22 protein-coding genes and 1 riboswitch are annotated in these 16,844 nt (G+C 26.3%); of the genes, 12 read left to right on the forward strand and 10 right to left on the reverse strand.

Annotation, left to right across the window (positions count from 1 at the left end; translation table 11 throughout):
* Positions 1–38: 38 nt before the first annotated feature.
* Positions 39–371, forward strand: coding sequence for a winged helix-turn-helix transcriptional regulator (locus IC219_RS01205; RefSeq protein ID WP_227433162.1), 333 nt, complete (start codon positions 39–41; stop codon positions 369–371).
* Between the two features lie 133 nt (positions 372–504).
* Here IC219_RS01205 and pcp read toward each other — a convergent pair whose 3' ends face one another.
* From pcp to IC219_RS01240, 7 genes are all read right to left on the reverse strand, one after another.
* Entirely contained in the window at positions 505–1,146 is a 642-nt protein-coding gene (pcp, locus tag IC219_RS01210) for a pyroglutamyl-peptidase I (protein ID WP_227433163.1), read from the reverse strand.
* A 20-nt stretch (positions 1,147–1,166) separates the two neighbouring features.
* A complete protein-coding gene (locus IC219_RS01215; protein ID WP_227433164.1) occupies positions 1,167–2,099 on the reverse strand; it encodes a DUF979 domain-containing protein in 933 nt (310 codons plus the stop codon).
* 21 nt (positions 2,100–2,120) lie between these two features.
* On the reverse strand, positions 2,121–2,786 hold the full coding sequence (locus tag IC219_RS01220; protein WP_227433165.1) for a DUF969 domain-containing protein: 666 nt from the start codon (positions 2,784–2,786) through the stop codon (positions 2,121–2,123).
* A 191-nt stretch (positions 2,787–2,977) separates the two neighbouring features.
* A complete protein-coding gene (locus IC219_RS01225) occupies positions 2,978–3,577 on the reverse strand; it encodes a GNAT family N-acetyltransferase (protein WP_227831073.1) in 600 nt (199 codons plus the stop codon).
* A gap of 226 nt (positions 3,578–3,803) precedes the next feature.
* Complete coding sequence (locus tag IC219_RS01230) at positions 3,804–4,280, reverse strand: flavodoxin domain-containing protein (protein WP_227433167.1); 477 nt, start codon at positions 4,278–4,280, stop codon at positions 3,804–3,806.
* Positions 4,281–4,283: 3 nt separating this feature from the next.
* Positions 4,284–4,697, reverse strand: coding sequence for an FMN-binding protein (locus tag IC219_RS01235; protein WP_227433168.1), 414 nt, complete (start codon positions 4,695–4,697; stop codon positions 4,284–4,286).
* The gene (locus IC219_RS01240) at positions 4,672–5,301 is read right to left on the reverse strand and encodes a TetR/AcrR family transcriptional regulator (RefSeq protein ID WP_227483248.1); all 630 of its coding nucleotides are present in this window, start codon (positions 5,299–5,301) and stop codon (positions 4,672–4,674) included. The genes IC219_RS01235 and IC219_RS01240 overlap by 26 nt, the downstream gene beginning before the upstream one ends.
* A gap of 1,055 nt (positions 5,302–6,356) precedes the next feature.
* Between IC219_RS01240 and IC219_RS01245 the strand changes: the two genes are divergently transcribed.
* A complete protein-coding gene (locus IC219_RS01245) occupies positions 6,357–7,184 on the forward strand; it encodes an N-acetylmuramoyl-L-alanine amidase (protein WP_227433170.1) in 828 nt (275 codons plus the stop codon).
* A gap of 81 nt (positions 7,185–7,265) precedes the next feature.
* Here the strand turns inward: IC219_RS01245 and IC219_RS01250 are convergent, their stop codons facing one another.
* The 3 genes from IC219_RS01250 to IC219_RS01260 form a co-directional block, all read right to left on the reverse strand.
* A complete protein-coding gene (locus IC219_RS01250; protein ID WP_227433171.1) occupies positions 7,266–7,448 on the reverse strand; it encodes a hypothetical protein in 183 nt (60 codons plus the stop codon).
* A gap of 329 nt (positions 7,449–7,777) precedes the next feature.
* Positions 7,778–7,978, reverse strand: coding sequence for a helix-turn-helix transcriptional regulator (locus IC219_RS01255; RefSeq protein ID WP_227433172.1), 201 nt, complete (start codon positions 7,976–7,978; stop codon positions 7,778–7,780).
* Positions 7,979–7,980: 2 nt separating this feature from the next.
* Positions 7,981–8,337, reverse strand: coding sequence for a DUF3796 domain-containing protein (locus IC219_RS01260; protein WP_227433173.1), 357 nt, complete (start codon positions 8,335–8,337; stop codon positions 7,981–7,983).
* A 360-nt stretch (positions 8,338–8,697) separates the two neighbouring features.
* Positions 8,698–8,741: riboswitch (PreQ1 riboswitch) on the forward strand.
* A 101-nt stretch (positions 8,742–8,842) separates the two neighbouring features.
* Here IC219_RS01260 and IC219_RS01265 point away from each other — a divergent pair.
* The 10 genes from IC219_RS01265 to IC219_RS01310 all read left to right on the forward strand — a co-directional run bounded on the left by IC219_RS01265 (position 8,843) and on the right by IC219_RS01310 (position 16,752).
* A complete protein-coding gene (locus IC219_RS01265; RefSeq protein ID WP_227831072.1) occupies positions 8,843–9,811 on the forward strand; it encodes a nucleoside hydrolase in 969 nt (322 codons plus the stop codon).
* A 1-nt stretch (position 9,812) separates the two neighbouring features.
* Entirely contained in the window at positions 9,813–10,376 is a 564-nt protein-coding gene (locus IC219_RS01270; RefSeq protein WP_227433175.1) for an ECF transporter S component, read from the forward strand.
* A gap of 8 nt (positions 10,377–10,384) precedes the next feature.
* Positions 10,385–11,074 carry a radical SAM protein gene (locus IC219_RS01275; RefSeq protein ID WP_227433176.1) on the forward strand — a complete coding sequence of 230 codons (690 nt, stop codon included), beginning with the start codon at positions 10,385–10,387 and terminating at the stop codon, positions 11,072–11,074.
* Positions 11,075–11,236: 162 nt separating this feature from the next.
* The gene (locus tag IC219_RS01280; protein WP_227831071.1) at positions 11,237–11,965 is read left to right on the forward strand and encodes a DNA alkylation repair protein; all 729 of its coding nucleotides are present in this window, start codon (positions 11,237–11,239) and stop codon (positions 11,963–11,965) included.
* Positions 11,966–11,978: 13 nt separating this feature from the next.
* Complete coding sequence (locus tag IC219_RS01285; RefSeq protein WP_227433178.1) at positions 11,979–12,617, forward strand: DNA-binding protein; 639 nt, start codon at positions 11,979–11,981, stop codon at positions 12,615–12,617.
* Positions 12,618–12,642: 25 nt separating this feature from the next.
* Positions 12,643–13,482 carry a hypothetical protein gene (locus IC219_RS01290; RefSeq protein ID WP_227831070.1) on the forward strand — a complete coding sequence of 280 codons (840 nt, stop codon included), beginning with the start codon at positions 12,643–12,645 and terminating at the stop codon, positions 13,480–13,482.
* A 15-nt stretch (positions 13,483–13,497) separates the two neighbouring features.
* Positions 13,498–14,169, forward strand: coding sequence for a response regulator transcription factor (locus IC219_RS01295; RefSeq protein WP_227433180.1), 672 nt, complete (start codon positions 13,498–13,500; stop codon positions 14,167–14,169).
* Positions 14,159–15,391 (forward strand): sensor histidine kinase, encoded by a 1,233-nt coding sequence (locus IC219_RS01300; protein ID WP_227433181.1) that lies wholly within the window; start codon positions 14,159–14,161, stop codon positions 15,389–15,391. Before IC219_RS01295 ends, IC219_RS01300 begins: the two co-directional genes overlap by 11 nt.
* A gap of 149 nt (positions 15,392–15,540) precedes the next feature.
* Positions 15,541–15,858 (forward strand): thioredoxin, encoded by a 318-nt coding sequence (trxA, locus tag IC219_RS01305; RefSeq protein ID WP_227433182.1) that lies wholly within the window; start codon positions 15,541–15,543, stop codon positions 15,856–15,858.
* 15 nt (positions 15,859–15,873) lie between these two features.
* Positions 15,874–16,752 carry an NAD(P)/FAD-dependent oxidoreductase gene (locus tag IC219_RS01310; protein ID WP_227831069.1) on the forward strand — a complete coding sequence of 293 codons (879 nt, stop codon included), beginning with the start codon at positions 15,874–15,876 and terminating at the stop codon, positions 16,750–16,752.
* The last annotated feature ends 92 nt before the right edge of the window (positions 16,753–16,844 follow it).

A 16,844-nucleotide genomic window follows, 5' to 3' on the forward strand; every position in this document is an offset into this window, starting at 1 on the left:
ATTTTTGTTCAATACTAACCTAAAGGAGAGTGTAGCACATGGATATGGATTGTATCTCACAAGCAGATTTAAGTGAAACAGGGTTTAGTTATACACTTTCACTGATTAATGGAAAATACAAGATGGTAATTCTCTATTGCCTTGCTGAATTTAAAGTTGTTAGATATAATGAACTAAAACGTTATATAAAGACTATTTCTTATAAGACTCTGAGTTTATCTTTAAAGGAATTAGAAGCAGATGATTTGATTATTCGTACTGAATATCCTCAAATACCACCTAAAGTAGAATACAGTTTATCAAAGAGAGGGAAGTCTTTGATTAAGATTTTAGATGCAATGTGTGAGTGGGGAGAACAGAATAGAATTTAATTTTACATTTGAAGATTGTACATATTGTAAAAGACTGTAGGTAAATTTGAATTTAAACAAATATACTTACAGTCTATATTTAAAAAAATGTCTATTTTCATTTATAATTTAAAAAATTTATTTTAGATATTTTTTATGAAATTTCACCACCAATTTCTTTTATATCATCTTTGTAGATTACACAAGCTTCTATGGCTAATTCCAAACCTTTAACTATTTCTTCTAAAGACATAAATGGTGTATTCTTTTTATCTATTATTTGAGAAGTCATGTATGGTATGTGTATGAAGCCTCCTTTTATATTAGGATATTTTTTATCTATCATGTAAAGAATTCCATACATTACATGATTGCAAACAAATGTACCTGCAGTATTTGAAACACTAGCTGGAATTTTATTTTCATTCATATGTTTTACCATAGCTTTTACAGGTAATTTTGAAAAATATGCAGGTTGACCATCTTCTTTTATAACCGTGTCTATAACCTGATTTCCTTCATTATCTTTTATTCTAAAATCATCTACATTTATAGCAACTCTCTCAGGTGTAATATCAAATCTACCTCCTGCTTGTCCGACTGATATTACTATATCAGGGTTGTGTTTTTGAATAGCTTTATCTATTGCTTCAACAGATTTTGTCATAACTGTTGGTATAGTTATTTTTATAATTTCTGAGCCATTTATATTATCTTTGACCCTTTCGACAGCTTCTTGAGCGGGATTAATTGGTTCTCCACCAAATGGGTCAAACCCTGTTAATAAAACTTTCATTATTTTACCTCCTATTTATATCAAAATCCTAAAAAATACATTACTAATATGTGTGCTACAATTAATATTAAAGCAACTGGTGCTTGATACTTTATAACAACATAATCATTTTTACATTCAAGTAAAGCTGCTGGAACTATATTAAAATTAGCTGCCATTGGAGTAAGTAGAGTTCCACAATATCCTGCTGTTAATGCTAATGCTCCAATTATAGCAGGATTTCCACCTTGAGACAATACAAAAGGAATTCCAATTCCTGCCGTTATGACTGAAAATGCAGCAAATGCATTTCCCATTATCATAGTAAATATAACCATACCCAATACATAAGCTATAACGCCAAATAATCTATTGTCAGTAGGAACTACTCCTGATATCATACCTGAGATAACTTCGCCAACTCCAGCTTGAGTAAACAAAGCACCTAATGCAACCAAAAGTTGTGGTAGCATGCTAGCTGGTCCCATTTGTTGCAATAATCTTGAACCATCATGAACTGAGGTAGATGATTTTGATTTGGTTATTATAAGAGCAGATATTAGTGCAATTATTGAACCTACACCTATTGCAAACTGTGAAGAATTATCGAAATTAGAAAGACTCATAGCTACAATTACTGCTGCAAAAGCTAATATTAATGATGGTATGAATATTTTATTTTTAAGTTTGTCTGCCTGTTCTTTCCCAAAATTTTCATTTGGCTCTTCGTATTTTGCAAATATGACTTGTTTAGTAAGTGTTAATAAACTAGATAATATTAGTATGATTCCTATTATATTAGCTGGAATTAATCTTCCAAATATAAATGGTAGTGATATTAGTATCCAAAATAATGATGTACCGTATTTTTTATTATTGTCTATTGTAGTAAAAGACCTGTATGCTATGACAATCATTAAAAGCCCCATTAATGCATAAAAAATTTCTAATGATATGTTTATAAAATTTTGCACTTTTATACCTCCTAAATAAATCTATCTCTTATGACTTTTATTTAATTTTTTATCATATAGAGTAAATTGGATTGTGGCAGCTATAAATGCTATTACGGCCATAATGATATTAGCTTTTACAATCTCAATTCCAGTTACATTATATCCAAATTGAGTAAGAGTAGATGCTATAAGTAAAACTCCACTGCTACCTGCAAATAAGTTTTGACCATAGAAGTTACCATAGTTTTCTGATGCAGCAGATAATGCTTTTATAGCTTCTTCGTCTGATTCTTTTAATTCATCACTATTGCTTAATCCAGCAGCTTGTGCCATGGGGTTAACAAGTGGTCTTACAAATTGAGGATGTCCACTCATTCTTATTGATAAGGCTCCAGCTATTTGTCTAGCAAACATATATATACTCAGTACTTTTCCTGTTGTGAGTCTTTGTAATTTTTCTATTAGAGAAACTGCTCTTTGTTTTAATCCATATCTTTCTAAAACACCAATTACAGGTAATGTTAGTATAAACAATGACACACCTCTATTTGAGACAAAAGAATCTCCTAGGGTTGTAAAGATTTGGTTAAAATCTAATCCTGCTACAAGTCCTGTTGCTATTCCTGCTAATAATACAGTAAATAATGTATCAATTTTAAGTATAAATCCAATCACAACTATTAATATACCAATCAGTTTTATCATCAATTATTCTCCTTCCATTTTTTCTATTTTGATTTAATTTTACTAAATAAATAAATTTAAACTCTTTTTATAGTATTTACGTTAATATGACTATTATTATAAAATTTAATAAAAAATAAGAAAGTAACTTTAAAATACTTATTTTAAAGTTACTTTCTTATTTTTATTTTGGTTTATTTAAAGTTTTTATTTTAAAGTAATTTAACAAGAAGACTGCTTTTTTTTAAAATAGTGTCGATTTCTTTTGTATCAATTTGTTTGATTGTTTTTATGTAGTCTGGTTTTATAGGATGAGTACCTATGTATTTTTCAAATAACATAACATCATGCCAACTACCAAACTTATATCCTGTATTATGATAAATTCCACATAGTTTGAAACCAAAGTGTTGGTGAAGTCTTTCGCTTTTAATATTAGGCGATGCAATGCTAACATATAAGTTTTGAATATTTTGTAATTTTAATATATCTATTATTGAATTATAAAGAGCTATGCCTATTTTACAACTTACAAACCTTTCATCAATATAAATTGATAATCCAGCATTCCATTGATAAGCAGTTCTTTCATTATGTTCATGAGCATAAGTATATCCAACAATTTTTTCATCAATTAAACATACTAGATATGGATATTTTGAACAAATTGTTTTTATTCTATTTTTAAAATCACTAATATTTGGTATATCATATTCAAAAGTAATTGCTGTATTAGTGATATATGGTGTATATATTTCTAATATTTCTTCAGCATCTGTTTCCTTTGCTAGTCTGATTTTAACTTTTCCCATAAGTATCATCTCCAATGTAGTAAATATAATAGTTTTTGTTTTATAATGTTCAAGTTTAAAGGTGAAAACATATTGTATACTTTATTATATTTTATATCAAAAGTTATATAAGGGAAAGTTATGTAACTTTTGATATAAAAATATATGGTAAAACATTCCATGATTTTTGAGCTCTTTGCCATAAAGGAGGGGTAGATGGGGTTGTTAACGAAGAGTATAGCTTATTTTAGTCATTAAAATTTCTTAAAAAATTATCTATATTATCCTGTGATATTTTCAAACCATTGTAATCATTTTTTGTAACTGACTTCATAATCAATTTATCAAAAAATTTCATTTTCTCTAATCTAGCTTCACCACCAAATACACTTATTGATTTTGCACTCTTTAATAATGATGATGGGAAATTACTTGATAGATATTTATCCGTCTGTTCAGAGAATGCGCAACAAAGAAAAATTCCAACTTTCTTTTGGTTTAATGACTCTATATTATCATTACAGAATGTACGAATTTCTTTTGAAACTGAACCCACATATATTGAACTTCCAATAATAACTGTATCAAATTTTGATAATTCAATTTTACTGTTTTTATCCTTAATATCAACAATAGTCACATTATTTGATAGTTTACTTTTTAATATATTTGCACAGTCTGTTGTACAACCATATTTACTTGAATATACAATAATAGTATCCATATTTTACTCTCCTTTTTGTAAAGCATTTTCTATAGCTTTTCGTATAGTATCACTGCTGTAAGTTGCAGAAGTTATAGCATCCACTTCTAAAGATTGTTGCTTAATAATATTATTTACAATCTTTTCAGCTGGTTTACCTAAAAGAGTGTCATGTTTCAATATATGAATATCTTTTATTACTCCATTGTTAACTTTGACAGATACAGTAGCTTTTACTAGACCATTATCAGCATTTCCAAGATAAGTACCATTTTTTATTTTAGTAGGATTTATATTTTGTACTACTAATTTTTCTGGTTTCAAATTAACTACAGCTACAATAATAATACATATAAATATAAAAAATAAAACTATTAATACTTTTAGAATTCTTAAAAATTTATTTTTCTTATTAAGATTTTTGATGTGAATGCTCATTGTAAATTCCTCCAAGTAAAATATCCACGAAATTGTCTATAAATTGTGGGAAGTTATGTAAAGAATACAAGTGATTTTCAACAGCACATAAAACAAAACCTAATAATGCACTTATAAGCATCCAAGAAGCATTATCTATGTTTGGTTTAAATATTTTTTGCTTAATTCCAATAGCAAGAAGTTTATCAAACATCTCTATACCATTATTAGCAGGAGTACTAGCAGTATTTTGAGATGCAAATATAATATTCATTCCACTATACATTATGGCTTTTGTCATTTCTGGATTGCTAGAAAGAATTTTGATAAAAGTAAGCATAATTTCTCTGATTTGTTTATCTACTGAAAATGAGGAGTACTTATCCATAACAGTAATAGAATCATTTTCTATTTTATTATAAAGTTCATTAGCCATATCATTAATAATCTGTGCCTTATCTTTGTAGTAAAGATAAATAGTAGTTGGAGAATATTCTATTTTTGTAGCAATTTTTCTAATTGATAAATTTTCATATCCTTCTTGATTGATAATTTCAATGGCAGCATCCATAATTTTTTTCTTCATTTCTATTTTTTCCTTTTTACGTCTTTCTTTGACACTCATATAATCACCTCTTTAACTTAACAGTGTTAATTTAATTTACAATGTTATTGTATGTTTTATTTTTAAGTTTGTCAACAATCTAGATTTCTATACTTTCTATATTGGTACAGTACTTACACATTTTAATTAAATTACTATTAAATCAAATTAATTTGGTTTTGCAAAATAATTTAGGATACTAAAATTGATTAGAATCTTCTTATGTGATATTAAGAAGATACATTGGATTTATTATGTGCTGATTTGGATAATATTAAGATAAAAAAGATAGTATTTATCTAATGATTGATTCTTATATAAAATTGAAAAATGAAGGTTTATTACATGGTATCTGAATATTTCACATAATTATAAAAAACAAAAAAGAGTGCCATAGCACTCCTATTGTGAGAAATATATATGAAATTCATTTTTGCATTAATGCAAAATGTACATATAACAAAGTTTATTTTTTATATTTACTTTATATAATAGCATATTAGTATTAACTAAATATTTATCATAATTAGTAAAAAGAAAAGGGAGTGATTTTACACTCCAGTTGTCAAAAATCTAAAACTGTCATCGCAATATTCTCATTATAACATAATTTATGAGAATGTGTGAATATATTTAAGATTTTTAAAATATTTTTGATATAACTAAAGTTATACTAAAAAATGTAATCATTAGATATTAACATAAAAAAATTAAAACAGAGTATTTATAAAATATATAAATGATAAAAAAGTGTTATAGTTAAAAAAAGTATTATCAATTAATAATTTTACGAATTTTTAAATAAAAATAGACAATAGAGATTATATAGTAGAATCACATAAAAGTTTATCAAATCAGATGAAAATAAATGAAAATAAAAATGTTTTTGTCTAGTTATGCGTTTTAGATTACCACTTATGTATTATATATTGAATATTAAGAATATTTGTGATATTTTTATAAAAAATAAAATGATAATTATTTTTTTTATGAAGATGAATGATTTATATAAATTTAGATTTTCATTATTATGGGACATATACATGGATAAAATTTAATTAAAGGAGTAAAATGTTATGAAAATATGTATTACAGTAGGACACAGTATTCTAAAAAATGGTGCATGTACTTCTGCTGATGGATTAGTTAATGAATATCAGTATAACAAATTATTGGCACCAATATTAGCAGATATATTTAGGAAAAAAGGGCATACAGTAAGCGTAATAATATGCCCTGAAAAACAGTTTAGTTCTAAAAATGAGGAAAAGTCTTATAAAATACCTAAAGTTAATAATGGAGAATATGATTTACTTATAGAGTTACATTTAAATGCAAGTGATGGTCAAGGAAAAGGCTCAGAAGTGTTATATTATAGTAATAAAGGTTTAGAATATGCAACTAGAATATGTAATAAATTAGGTATGGTATTTAAAAATAGAGGAGCCAAATTAGATAAAGGATTGTATATTCTAAATAGTTCAAAACCTACTGCTATATTAATAGAAAGTTTTTTTTGTGACAATAAAGAGGATTATGAGAAAGCAGAAAAACTTGGATATGAGGGTGTGGCTAAGTTAATCGTAGAAGGCGTATTAAATAATAATATAAATGGTGGAGATATCAAGCAGATTAAACATACAATAGTTTATAGTGGAGATGATAGAGTTTCAGCAGAAATAATAGGGTTATATTATAAAAGAAAAGATGAAAGCTGTTTAGTAACAGATATAAAAGATTATAAGCCATATAAAACAGAAAATTTGTATGTTATTGGCGGAGGTGCTTGTAGCAAGATGGAAGAAATGAGTAAGAGCACAGGAGAAAAATTTACACAAATATATGATAGTGATGTGTGGTCAACAATGGATAAAGTAAGAGCATTTATAAAAGAAAAAGCGTAATTTAAAATCTTTATTAAATTAAATATTTAGATAAGAAGAATTTATATAAAATTCTTCTTATTCTTTTTGATGAATTAAATTTTATGCCAAACCACATTCACATAATAAAATCATAATTCTATGAAGACAAGACTCTACAATATCTTCTCCATATCTTTTAATAAAATCATCAATCTGAGTTTCTATAAATGAATAGTATTCTTTTAAACTAACAATGTATGCAGTCATTATATGAACACATTCATCAATTTTGTCTTTAAACACAATACATCCCCCTAAAAAATAAAAATATTCAGTAAATAAAATAAATTATTTTATTTGAAAATATATATGTATAATACTTCGCTTTAATATATTTTACAAGTGTATATGCAAAACTGGATATTACAACTGTAAAACTGGTTGAATTATTATTCCTATCATAGTATCTAGTACTAATTTTTTTAATATAAAAGCCACTAAAAAGAATATGAACAAACCAAATATATCCAAAAAAGCGTGTTGAAAGTTTTCTTTTCATATAATCACCAAATTGTATTAGTTTTAATCTATTTAAGAAAAGTATAGCAAAAATTTTAAGAAGAGAATAGTTACTAATCCTTTATATATTCAAAAACTTCTTCTATACTTACATTGAATACGTTAGCAATGTCAAATGCTAATTTTAATGAAGGGTTATATTTTCCATTTTCAAGATTTCCTATAGTTTCTCTTCTTACTCCTACTAATGATGCCAGTTCATCTTGTTTCATATTATATTTTGCTCTATATTCTTTAGTTCTTGAACGAATCATCATTACTCTAGTCCTTTTCCTTCTTTATACTGTAAGTATGCAAAAACTGCAACAAAGCTAATCATTGATATAGAAAAACTTATTCCTAGACCATTTTCAATAGTAGAAATATTATCTGAGATGATGGATAAAACCATAGCTACTGATAGCGATGAAAGTGTAAAGAAAAATGCTGGCACAGCTGCTTTTCTCAGGTTTTCTCTAAATAATTCATCTGGCATAATATTAAAGTATCTAAAAAAAACAAAGAATGCACAAAAACTAATAGTTCGTATTTCACCAGCATATATTCCAGCTAGTCCTAAAAAACCTAAGAAACCTAAAAATCCTAGTTTATTTAATTCCCTAAAACTTTTCATTATTAACAACTCCTTTAGTAAATGTTATATATTTTTAACTTCTTGTTAAAAATATATAACATTTGATGCTTATTTGCAACATAAAAATTAAATTTAGTATAAATTTTATATGTAAATTTAATTAAAGGTATTAATTGTAATATTTATAATATTGTTGTATAATAATAATCGGTTTAAACGTGCCACATTTTATTAAAGTTTGTTTATTATTTAAGCATGCTTTAATGAGACACATAAAAATATAATAAATTCTTTTAAACTACAAACAGTGTTTTTGTAGTTAGTAAATCAGGTGTTTGAAAGGTTTTAGTTGATTGACAGGTTATAATAAATGACTTAAAATCATAACTAAACTTAACATCTGTACTTGTTCGAGAACTCCAAGTATAAAAAACTAAGGAATTATATAGTGGCAGTATATAATTAATACCCTTAGACACACCTTTTTGAAAGTGGAAAAAAGATGTGTAGTTCTCCTCGACCACAAATCAAGGAGGATAGTAATATGGAAAAAAGAAAAGTAATAATTGATTGTGACCCAGGAATTGATGATTCTTTGGCAATCCTTTTGGCTTTAAACTCACCAGAGCTAGAAGTAATTGGAATTACCACATGTTGTGGTAACGTACCAGCAAATGTAGGTGCAGAAAATGCACTAAAAACACTTCAAATGTGTTCTTCACTAAATATTCCAGTATATATAGGAGAAGAAGCACCACTAAAAAGAACACTTGTAACAGCTCAAGATACACATGGAGAAGATGGTATAGGAGAAAATTTTTATCAAAAAGTGACAGAAGTTAAAGCAAAAAATGGAGCAGTAGATTTTATAATAAATACTTTACATAATTGTGAAAAAGTATCTATAATAGCACTTGCACCACTTACAAACATAGCTAAAGCACTTATGAAAGATAAAAAAGCCTTTGAAAATCTTGATGAATTTGTATCTATGGGAGGAGCATTTAAAATTCATGGAAATTGTTCTCCAGTAGCAGAATTTAACTATTGGGTAGACCCACATGGAGCAGATTATGTTTACAAGAATTTATCTAAAAAAATTCACATGGTAGGTTTAGATGTAACTAGAAAAATTGTACTTACTCCTAATATTATTGAGTTTATAAATAGACTTGATGAAAAAATGGCAAAATATATAACTGAAATCACTAGATTTTATATTGATTTTCATTGGGAGCAAGAAGGAATAATAGGTTGTGTAATAAATGACCCTCTAGCAGTGGCATATTTTATAGACAGAAGTATATGTAAAGGATTTGAATCATATGTAGAAATTGTGGAAGATGGAATAGCTATGGGGCAATCCATAGTAGACTCATTTAATTTCTACAAAAACCATGCTAATGCGATTATTTTAAATGAGGTTGATGAAAAGAAATTTATGTATATGTTTTTAAAAAGACTTTTTAAAGGATATGAAAACATTATAGACTCTGTGGAAGGAGTGATATAGTGTGAAAAGAAAAATATGTGTCAAAACTATTACACTTATAGCCTTTGGGATTTCTATAAATATAGTAGGTGCGTTTATAGCTATGGGGCTGAGGCTACCTATATATTTAGATTCAATAGGAACTATAATGATAGCTTCACTTTTGGGGCCTAAATATGCTGTTATTACAGGTGTGTTTGGAAGTTTAATAAGTGGAGTTACATTTGATGTATATTCTCTTTATTTTGCACCAGTTCAGATATCAACAGGATTACTTGCTGGTATTGCTTTTAAAAAGAAATTCTTAACTGGTTTAAAAACTCCATTAGGAGTATTGTTGTTTGCCATACCAACATCTATAGTAAGCTCAGTAATTTCAGCTTTTTTGTTTGGCGGGGTGACATCATCGGGTTCTTCTTATATAGTTCAAATTTTAAAAGTACTAGGGCTTGGAGATGTATTTAGTGTGTTTATAACTCAAGTGTTCACAGATTATACAGATAAATTAATTGCTGTTGTTTTGGTAAATTTGGGATTAAATGCAGTTCCAAAGACTTTAAAAGTATCATTAACTGGAGAAAGATAGGAGAGAATATGGATAGATATAGTGAGATAATAAATAAAAATCAAAGAGAAATAGTTTTACTTAAAAGCTTTCCATGTATATGGGGAAGATGTTCTTTTTGTGATTATATAGATGATAATTCTAATTTGGAAGAAGAAATGAACAAAGTAAACTTTGAAGTTTTAAAAAATATAACTGGAAAATATGGAGTTCTTGAAGTCATAAATTCTGGTAGCTGTTTTGAAATACCTAAAGATACTTTAGAGAGAATAAAGAAGATTATAAAAGAAAAAAATATAAAAAAACTATTCTTAGAAAGTCATTGGTCCTACAAAAATAGACTAAAGGAAATGAGAGATTATTTTGAAATTCCTATAATATTTAAAATTGGGGTTGAAACATTTGATTATGATTTTAGAAATAATTTTTTAAATAAGAATGCAAGATTTAAAACTCCAGAAGATGTAAAAGAATATTTTGATTCGCCTTGTATTATGGTTGGAATCAAAGGACAGACTAAAGAAATGATAGATAATGACATGGATATTATTCTAAATACTTTTGAAAAAGCAACTGTGAATGTTTTTATAAACAATTCTTCTAAAATAAAAAGAGATGAAGAGTTGGTTAAATGGTTTATTAATAAGTATGAATTTTTAAATGAAAATCCAAATATAGAAGTTTTATACAATAATACAGACTTCGGTGTGGGAGATTAGTAAGATTTTCTAAAGAGATATTATGCTGTAGTAAAGCTTAATTTAATTTAAATTTTAAATTGAAAAATTTAGTACATTTTTGAAAAAGCTTCTGATATGTAGAAGCTTTTTTTTATATAATTTTATGTTACAATAAGAAAAAAGGAACTAAGGAGTAAATAAATGATGCTTAGTAGGGAAAAATGGGATAAATTGGAATATATCGAATTTTTAGAGTATATGAAATCTATGCAAGATGTTAAGTATAGAGATTTTAATAAGAAACTTATACCAGGAACAGAAAATATAATAGGTATTAGAATTCCTAATTTAAGAAAGTTGTCAAAAGAAATAAGTAAAGGCAACTGGAAAGAATTTTTAGAAGTAGCAGAAGATACTTATTATGAAGAAGTTATGTTACAGGGTATGGTGATTGGCAATATAAATAGTAATTTTGAAGAGATTTTATATTACATAAAAAAATTTGTACCTAAAATTAGTAATTGGGCAATTTGTGATGGATTTTGTTCTGGACTAAAATGTACAAATAATTATAAAGAATACATGTATGATATATTAAAAAAATATGTTTGTTCAGAAAATCCGTGGGAGATTAGATTTGCATTAGTTATGTTTTTAATATATTATGTTGATGATGAACATATTAAAGATATTTTTGAATACTGTAACAATATACAAAGTGAAGAATATTATGTTAAAATGGGTATGGCATGGCTATTGTCAATTTGTTTTGTTAAGTATGAAGAAGAAACACTTCTTTATATAAAAAACAATAATTTAGATGATTTTACTTATAATAAAATGTTACAAAAAATAATTGAATCAAACAGAGTAGATTTAGAAAAGAAGAATATAATAAGAAGTATGAAAAGAAAGACAAGAAGATATTGACGGAGGAGTATTAATGAATAATGAGGAAAGAATTGATAAATTTTTAGAATTTCAAAGTAAAGGAATCAAATTTACAGAGATAGCTCAAAATCTAAAAATTAGTCAAAGTACTTTAAGAACTTTTTTAAATAAAAAAGGATATAAGTCAGAAAAAGGTAAATACATATTAAAAGACGAATTAAAGAATAAAGAAGATTTGGATAAAGAAAAAACTAAGGAAGATAACACTAATAATGTAAAAAAGGTAAGCACCAAAAAGAAGAAATCTAATGAAAAGGTTTTAAATAAGAGTATTGAACAAATTGAGTTTAACGACACAGATTTAAAAAATATAAAATCAAGAAAAAATATTAAACCTAAAAAAGACAGAAAAATAAATATAACTCAAGAAGATTTAGATAAGCTTTGTGAAGTGTATGATTGGTATTTAGAAGTGAAGGATTATAATATAAAACCTAAAAAAATATCTAATAAAAAAGATGTACATATAGATAATGAATCTTTAAGTGAATTAAAAACAACAAGAGTACGTATAGATAAAGAAACTTGGAGTGACTTTGAAAGATTATGTAGCAACTCAAATTTTGAAAAACACCAAATACTTACACAAGCATTGAAGGAATTTATGAAAAAGTATAAAAATCTACTATAAAATACTACTATATGAGGTGCTTAATATGAATAAAATAGTAAAAAAATTAATTTTTTTAATGATTATATTAACAATATTTATTTTTACACTGACTGCATGTAAAAGGGAAGAAGAACAATCTGATTCAGTTGAGATTCAAGCAGAAGACAATAATGAAGTAATAATAGATAAGGACAATGCAAAAGTATTGAATATAGGAGCAACAGAGATTATAACTGTAGATGAAGGTGGAAAAATAGATACATCCACAAAGATAGAAAATAATTCAACATTTAATATATCGAATGTTGAACTAATATATAATGAATACGATGATAATAAAAAAATTACTTCATCTGATAGTAAATCTCTGTTAGATATGACTTTAATGCCTGGGAAAGTTGCTTATGTAGAATGTGGACATAAAACTTTTGCCAAAAGTGTAGAAGTCTATGCATATGAATATGAAGCAGAGGGTAAAATTGTATATGTTAATTTAAAAGAAAATACTATTGATATAAGAAACAATAAAATTAAGCTAGAAAATAGTAGTCAGTATGAAGTATTATCTACTTCAGAACTTAAAAAAGTAAATGAGTCAAAAGAGGGAATCACATATCAAATAAAAGTAAAGAATTCATCATCAAAAGACTTAGGAAATATTATCCTTAAGACGGCAGAAGTTAATGATAATGGGGAATACTTGACAGTAAGTCGTGTACCATCATACAAAGTTTTGAAGGCTTCAGAAGAAACAGATATAGATATAACATGTTCAACAAAAGCAAAGAATGTTGAAATAGTAGGATATACTTATGATGATATAAAAGAAAAAGCAAATGTAGATATTGATTTGAAATCTCATAAAGTCAAGATAGACAAGTAAAGGTAGGGGATATTTATGAAGGTTTTGATAGTTGAAGATAATAGGGTGCTTTTAGAAAGTGTAGTAGAAGAACTTAGTAATCATTTTGAAACTGAAAAATGTGAAGATGGAGAAGAAGCATTATATTTAATAAATCAAAATATATATGATTTAGTTATTTTAGATTTAATGCTTCCTAATATAAATGGAATTGATATTTTGAAGAAAATGAGAATCAATAATATAGATACACCTGTACTTATATTGACTGCTAAAGAAGCATTAGATGATAAAGTAGAAGCATTTACTATAGGAGCTAATGATTATTTAACAAAACCTTTTTATATGGAGGAACTAGTAGCAAGAGTATATGCCATATTGAGGACTAATGGAAAAATAAAAGAAAGAAATGGATTAGAATTTAAATCTTTATATCTAGATACATTAGAAAAAAGAGTGTATATTGAAGAAGAAGAAATAAAACTTCAAAATAAACAGTTTAACTTATTGGAATATTTTGTTTTAAATAAAGGTTCAATTTTATTAAAAGAACAGATTTATGATAGAATATGGGGAATTGATTCAGATGCAACTATTGAAATAGTAGAGGTATATGTAAGTAATCTGAGAAAAAAACTAAGTAAATATGGATATGATAAATATATTAAAACTAAGCGTAAGGTAGGATACATATTCGATGATAAATAAGAATGTATTTACCAGCACTAAAAACCATTTGATAAAAATGTACATTGTTGTAGTGGGTAGTTTTTTAATAATATTTTCTATATTTATATATTCATATTTTAGAGGTCTTACATATAGTGGAATTGATAGTGAAATCAATGATGAACTGGAGTATATAGTTTCTCAATTTAAGAGAACCTCATTTTTAAACCCAATAAGACTTAAAGACCCTAAAGATATGGTATATGTTTATGAGAATGACAGAATAAGTTACTATACTCAAAATGAATATTTTGATGAATTACTTCCAGACAGAAGACTAGATAAGAAAAATACATTTTTTAAATATACAGAAAATGGTTATACATTTAGAGAATTAAATGTGGATGTGGGCAGATATCAGATACAAATAATCAGAAACATTGACTCAGAGATGAATTCTTTAAAACAGTTGACATCTGTACTTATAATTGGAATACTAATTTCTGTTATAATAACATACTTTGTAGCTGTATATCTTACTCGAAAAGCATTAATTCCAATAGAGACTGCTTGGAGGAACCAAGCTAAATTTATACAAGATGCTTCACATGAGTTAAGGACTCCAATAACAATAGTTTCATCAAAATTAGAAAGTATGTTAAAATCTCCAGAAAATACAGTAAATGATGAAGTTGAAACAATAGCTACTGCAATGAAAGAAACTAGAAGACTTAAAAAGATGATAACGGATTTACTATCTCTTACTAAGGAAGATTCTATTGTTAAAGTTAACTTGGAGGAAATTGATTTAGAAAAATTACTAGAAGAAATATCAGAAGATTATGTGGATATTGCTGAGTTTCAAGAAAAAAAATTTACATTTAACTCTGAATTAAAGAATAAAGTTATAATAACAGATAAAAATAAATTGAGACAACTTATATTAATTTTTATTGATAATGCTTTTAAATATACTAAACTAGGTGATGAGATAGTATTAGAATTAAAAGAAGATGTGGAAGATGAAGTAACATTACTTATAAGAGATACTGGTATAGGTATAAAAAAAGAAGAAATGCCTTTTATATTTGACAGATTTTTTAGAAGTGAAAATGTGAGAAATAAAGATTTAGAAGGTTCTGGAATAGGTCTTTCAATAGCACATATGATTAGCTTGAATTTATCTATCGAAATAGATGTAACTTCTGATATAGGTATTGGAACTACATTTGAAATATCAATACCAAAAAAATTAAAATAATAAAAATATAAAAATCTGTTTTTACAAATAAAGAATGGGTATACTAATAGTATAAAATAAAATATAAAAGAATTTATAAAAGTAAAATTATATTTATAAATTTCATAGTATAATTATAAGGATAATAAATTTTTAGGAGGATTAAAAAAATGGCAAAAATTATAAATACATCTGAATTTAGAAGTAGTGTTGAAGGTAGTAAAGGAGTAGTTGTAGTAGATTTCTTTGCAACTTGGTGTGGACCTTGTAATATGTTAGGACCTGTATTTGCAGAATTAGGCGAAGAGATGAAAGACGAAGCTAGATTTGTAAAAGTTGATATAGATGAAAGCTTAGAAATAGCTCAACAATTTAGTGTATCTACAGTACCAACTATGATTATATTTAAAGATGGAGAGCCAGTTGAAACTCTAATTGGATTTATGCCTAAGAACAAAATTGAGATGAAAGTAAAATCATATTTATAAAAATGGGTGAATATTATGAGATATGACATAGCTATAATAGGTAGTGGTCCAGCAGGATTATCTGCTGCTATAAATGCAAAAATAAGAAATAAAACAATGATTATATTTGGCAATGATAATTTAAGCAATAAGCTTGTTAAAGCTCCTTCAATAGATAATTATTTAGGTTTTTATGATATAAGTGGAGATGAATTAAAAGACAAATTTAAATCCCATATAGATAACATGGATATTTCAATTGAAAATAAAAGAATAAATAATATTTATGCTATGGGAGAATACTTTGCAATAATGTCTGGAAATGATATGTATGAAGCTACTACTGTAATCCTTGCGACTGGTGTAGAATATACTAGACCAATAAAAGGTGAAGAAGAATTTCTAGGAAGAGGAGTAGGATATTGTGCTACATGCGATGCACCACTTTATAGAAATAAAAAAGTAGCAGTTATAGGATATAATGAAGAATCTAAAGAAGAGGCAAATTTCTTAAGTGAACTTACTTCAAAAACTTATTTTATACCTATGTATAAAAAAGAAAACCTTATGAGAAGTTCAGATAATTTAGATGATTCTATTGAGATTATACATGATAGACCAGTGCAAATAGATGGAGATAAACTTGTAAATAAGATATCTTTTAAAGAAAATCATATTGAAGTTGATGGAGTATTCGTTATAAAAGATAGTACAGCTCCAAGTACATTGATTCCTGGAATAGAAATTGATGGTATCCATATTAAGGTTGACAATAATATGAAAACTAATATAGAAGGATGTTTTGCCGCAGGAGACTGTGTAGGTAAACCCTATTCTTATATCAAAGCAGCTGGGCAAGGACAAATAGCAGCATTAAATGCTGTTTATTATCTAGATAAATTAAAAAGAGCTTAGTATAATTAGTAAGTAAATTTTTAAATATACAAATAAAAAACTGTCTTAAAATAATATAATTATTTTAGACAGTTTTTTATTTGTATATTATT

The sequence above is a fragment of the Clostridioides sp. ES-W-0018-02 genome (genome assembly GCF_020658175.1).
Taxonomy (GTDB): Bacteria; Bacillota; Clostridia; order Peptostreptococcales; family Peptostreptococcaceae; genus Clostridioides.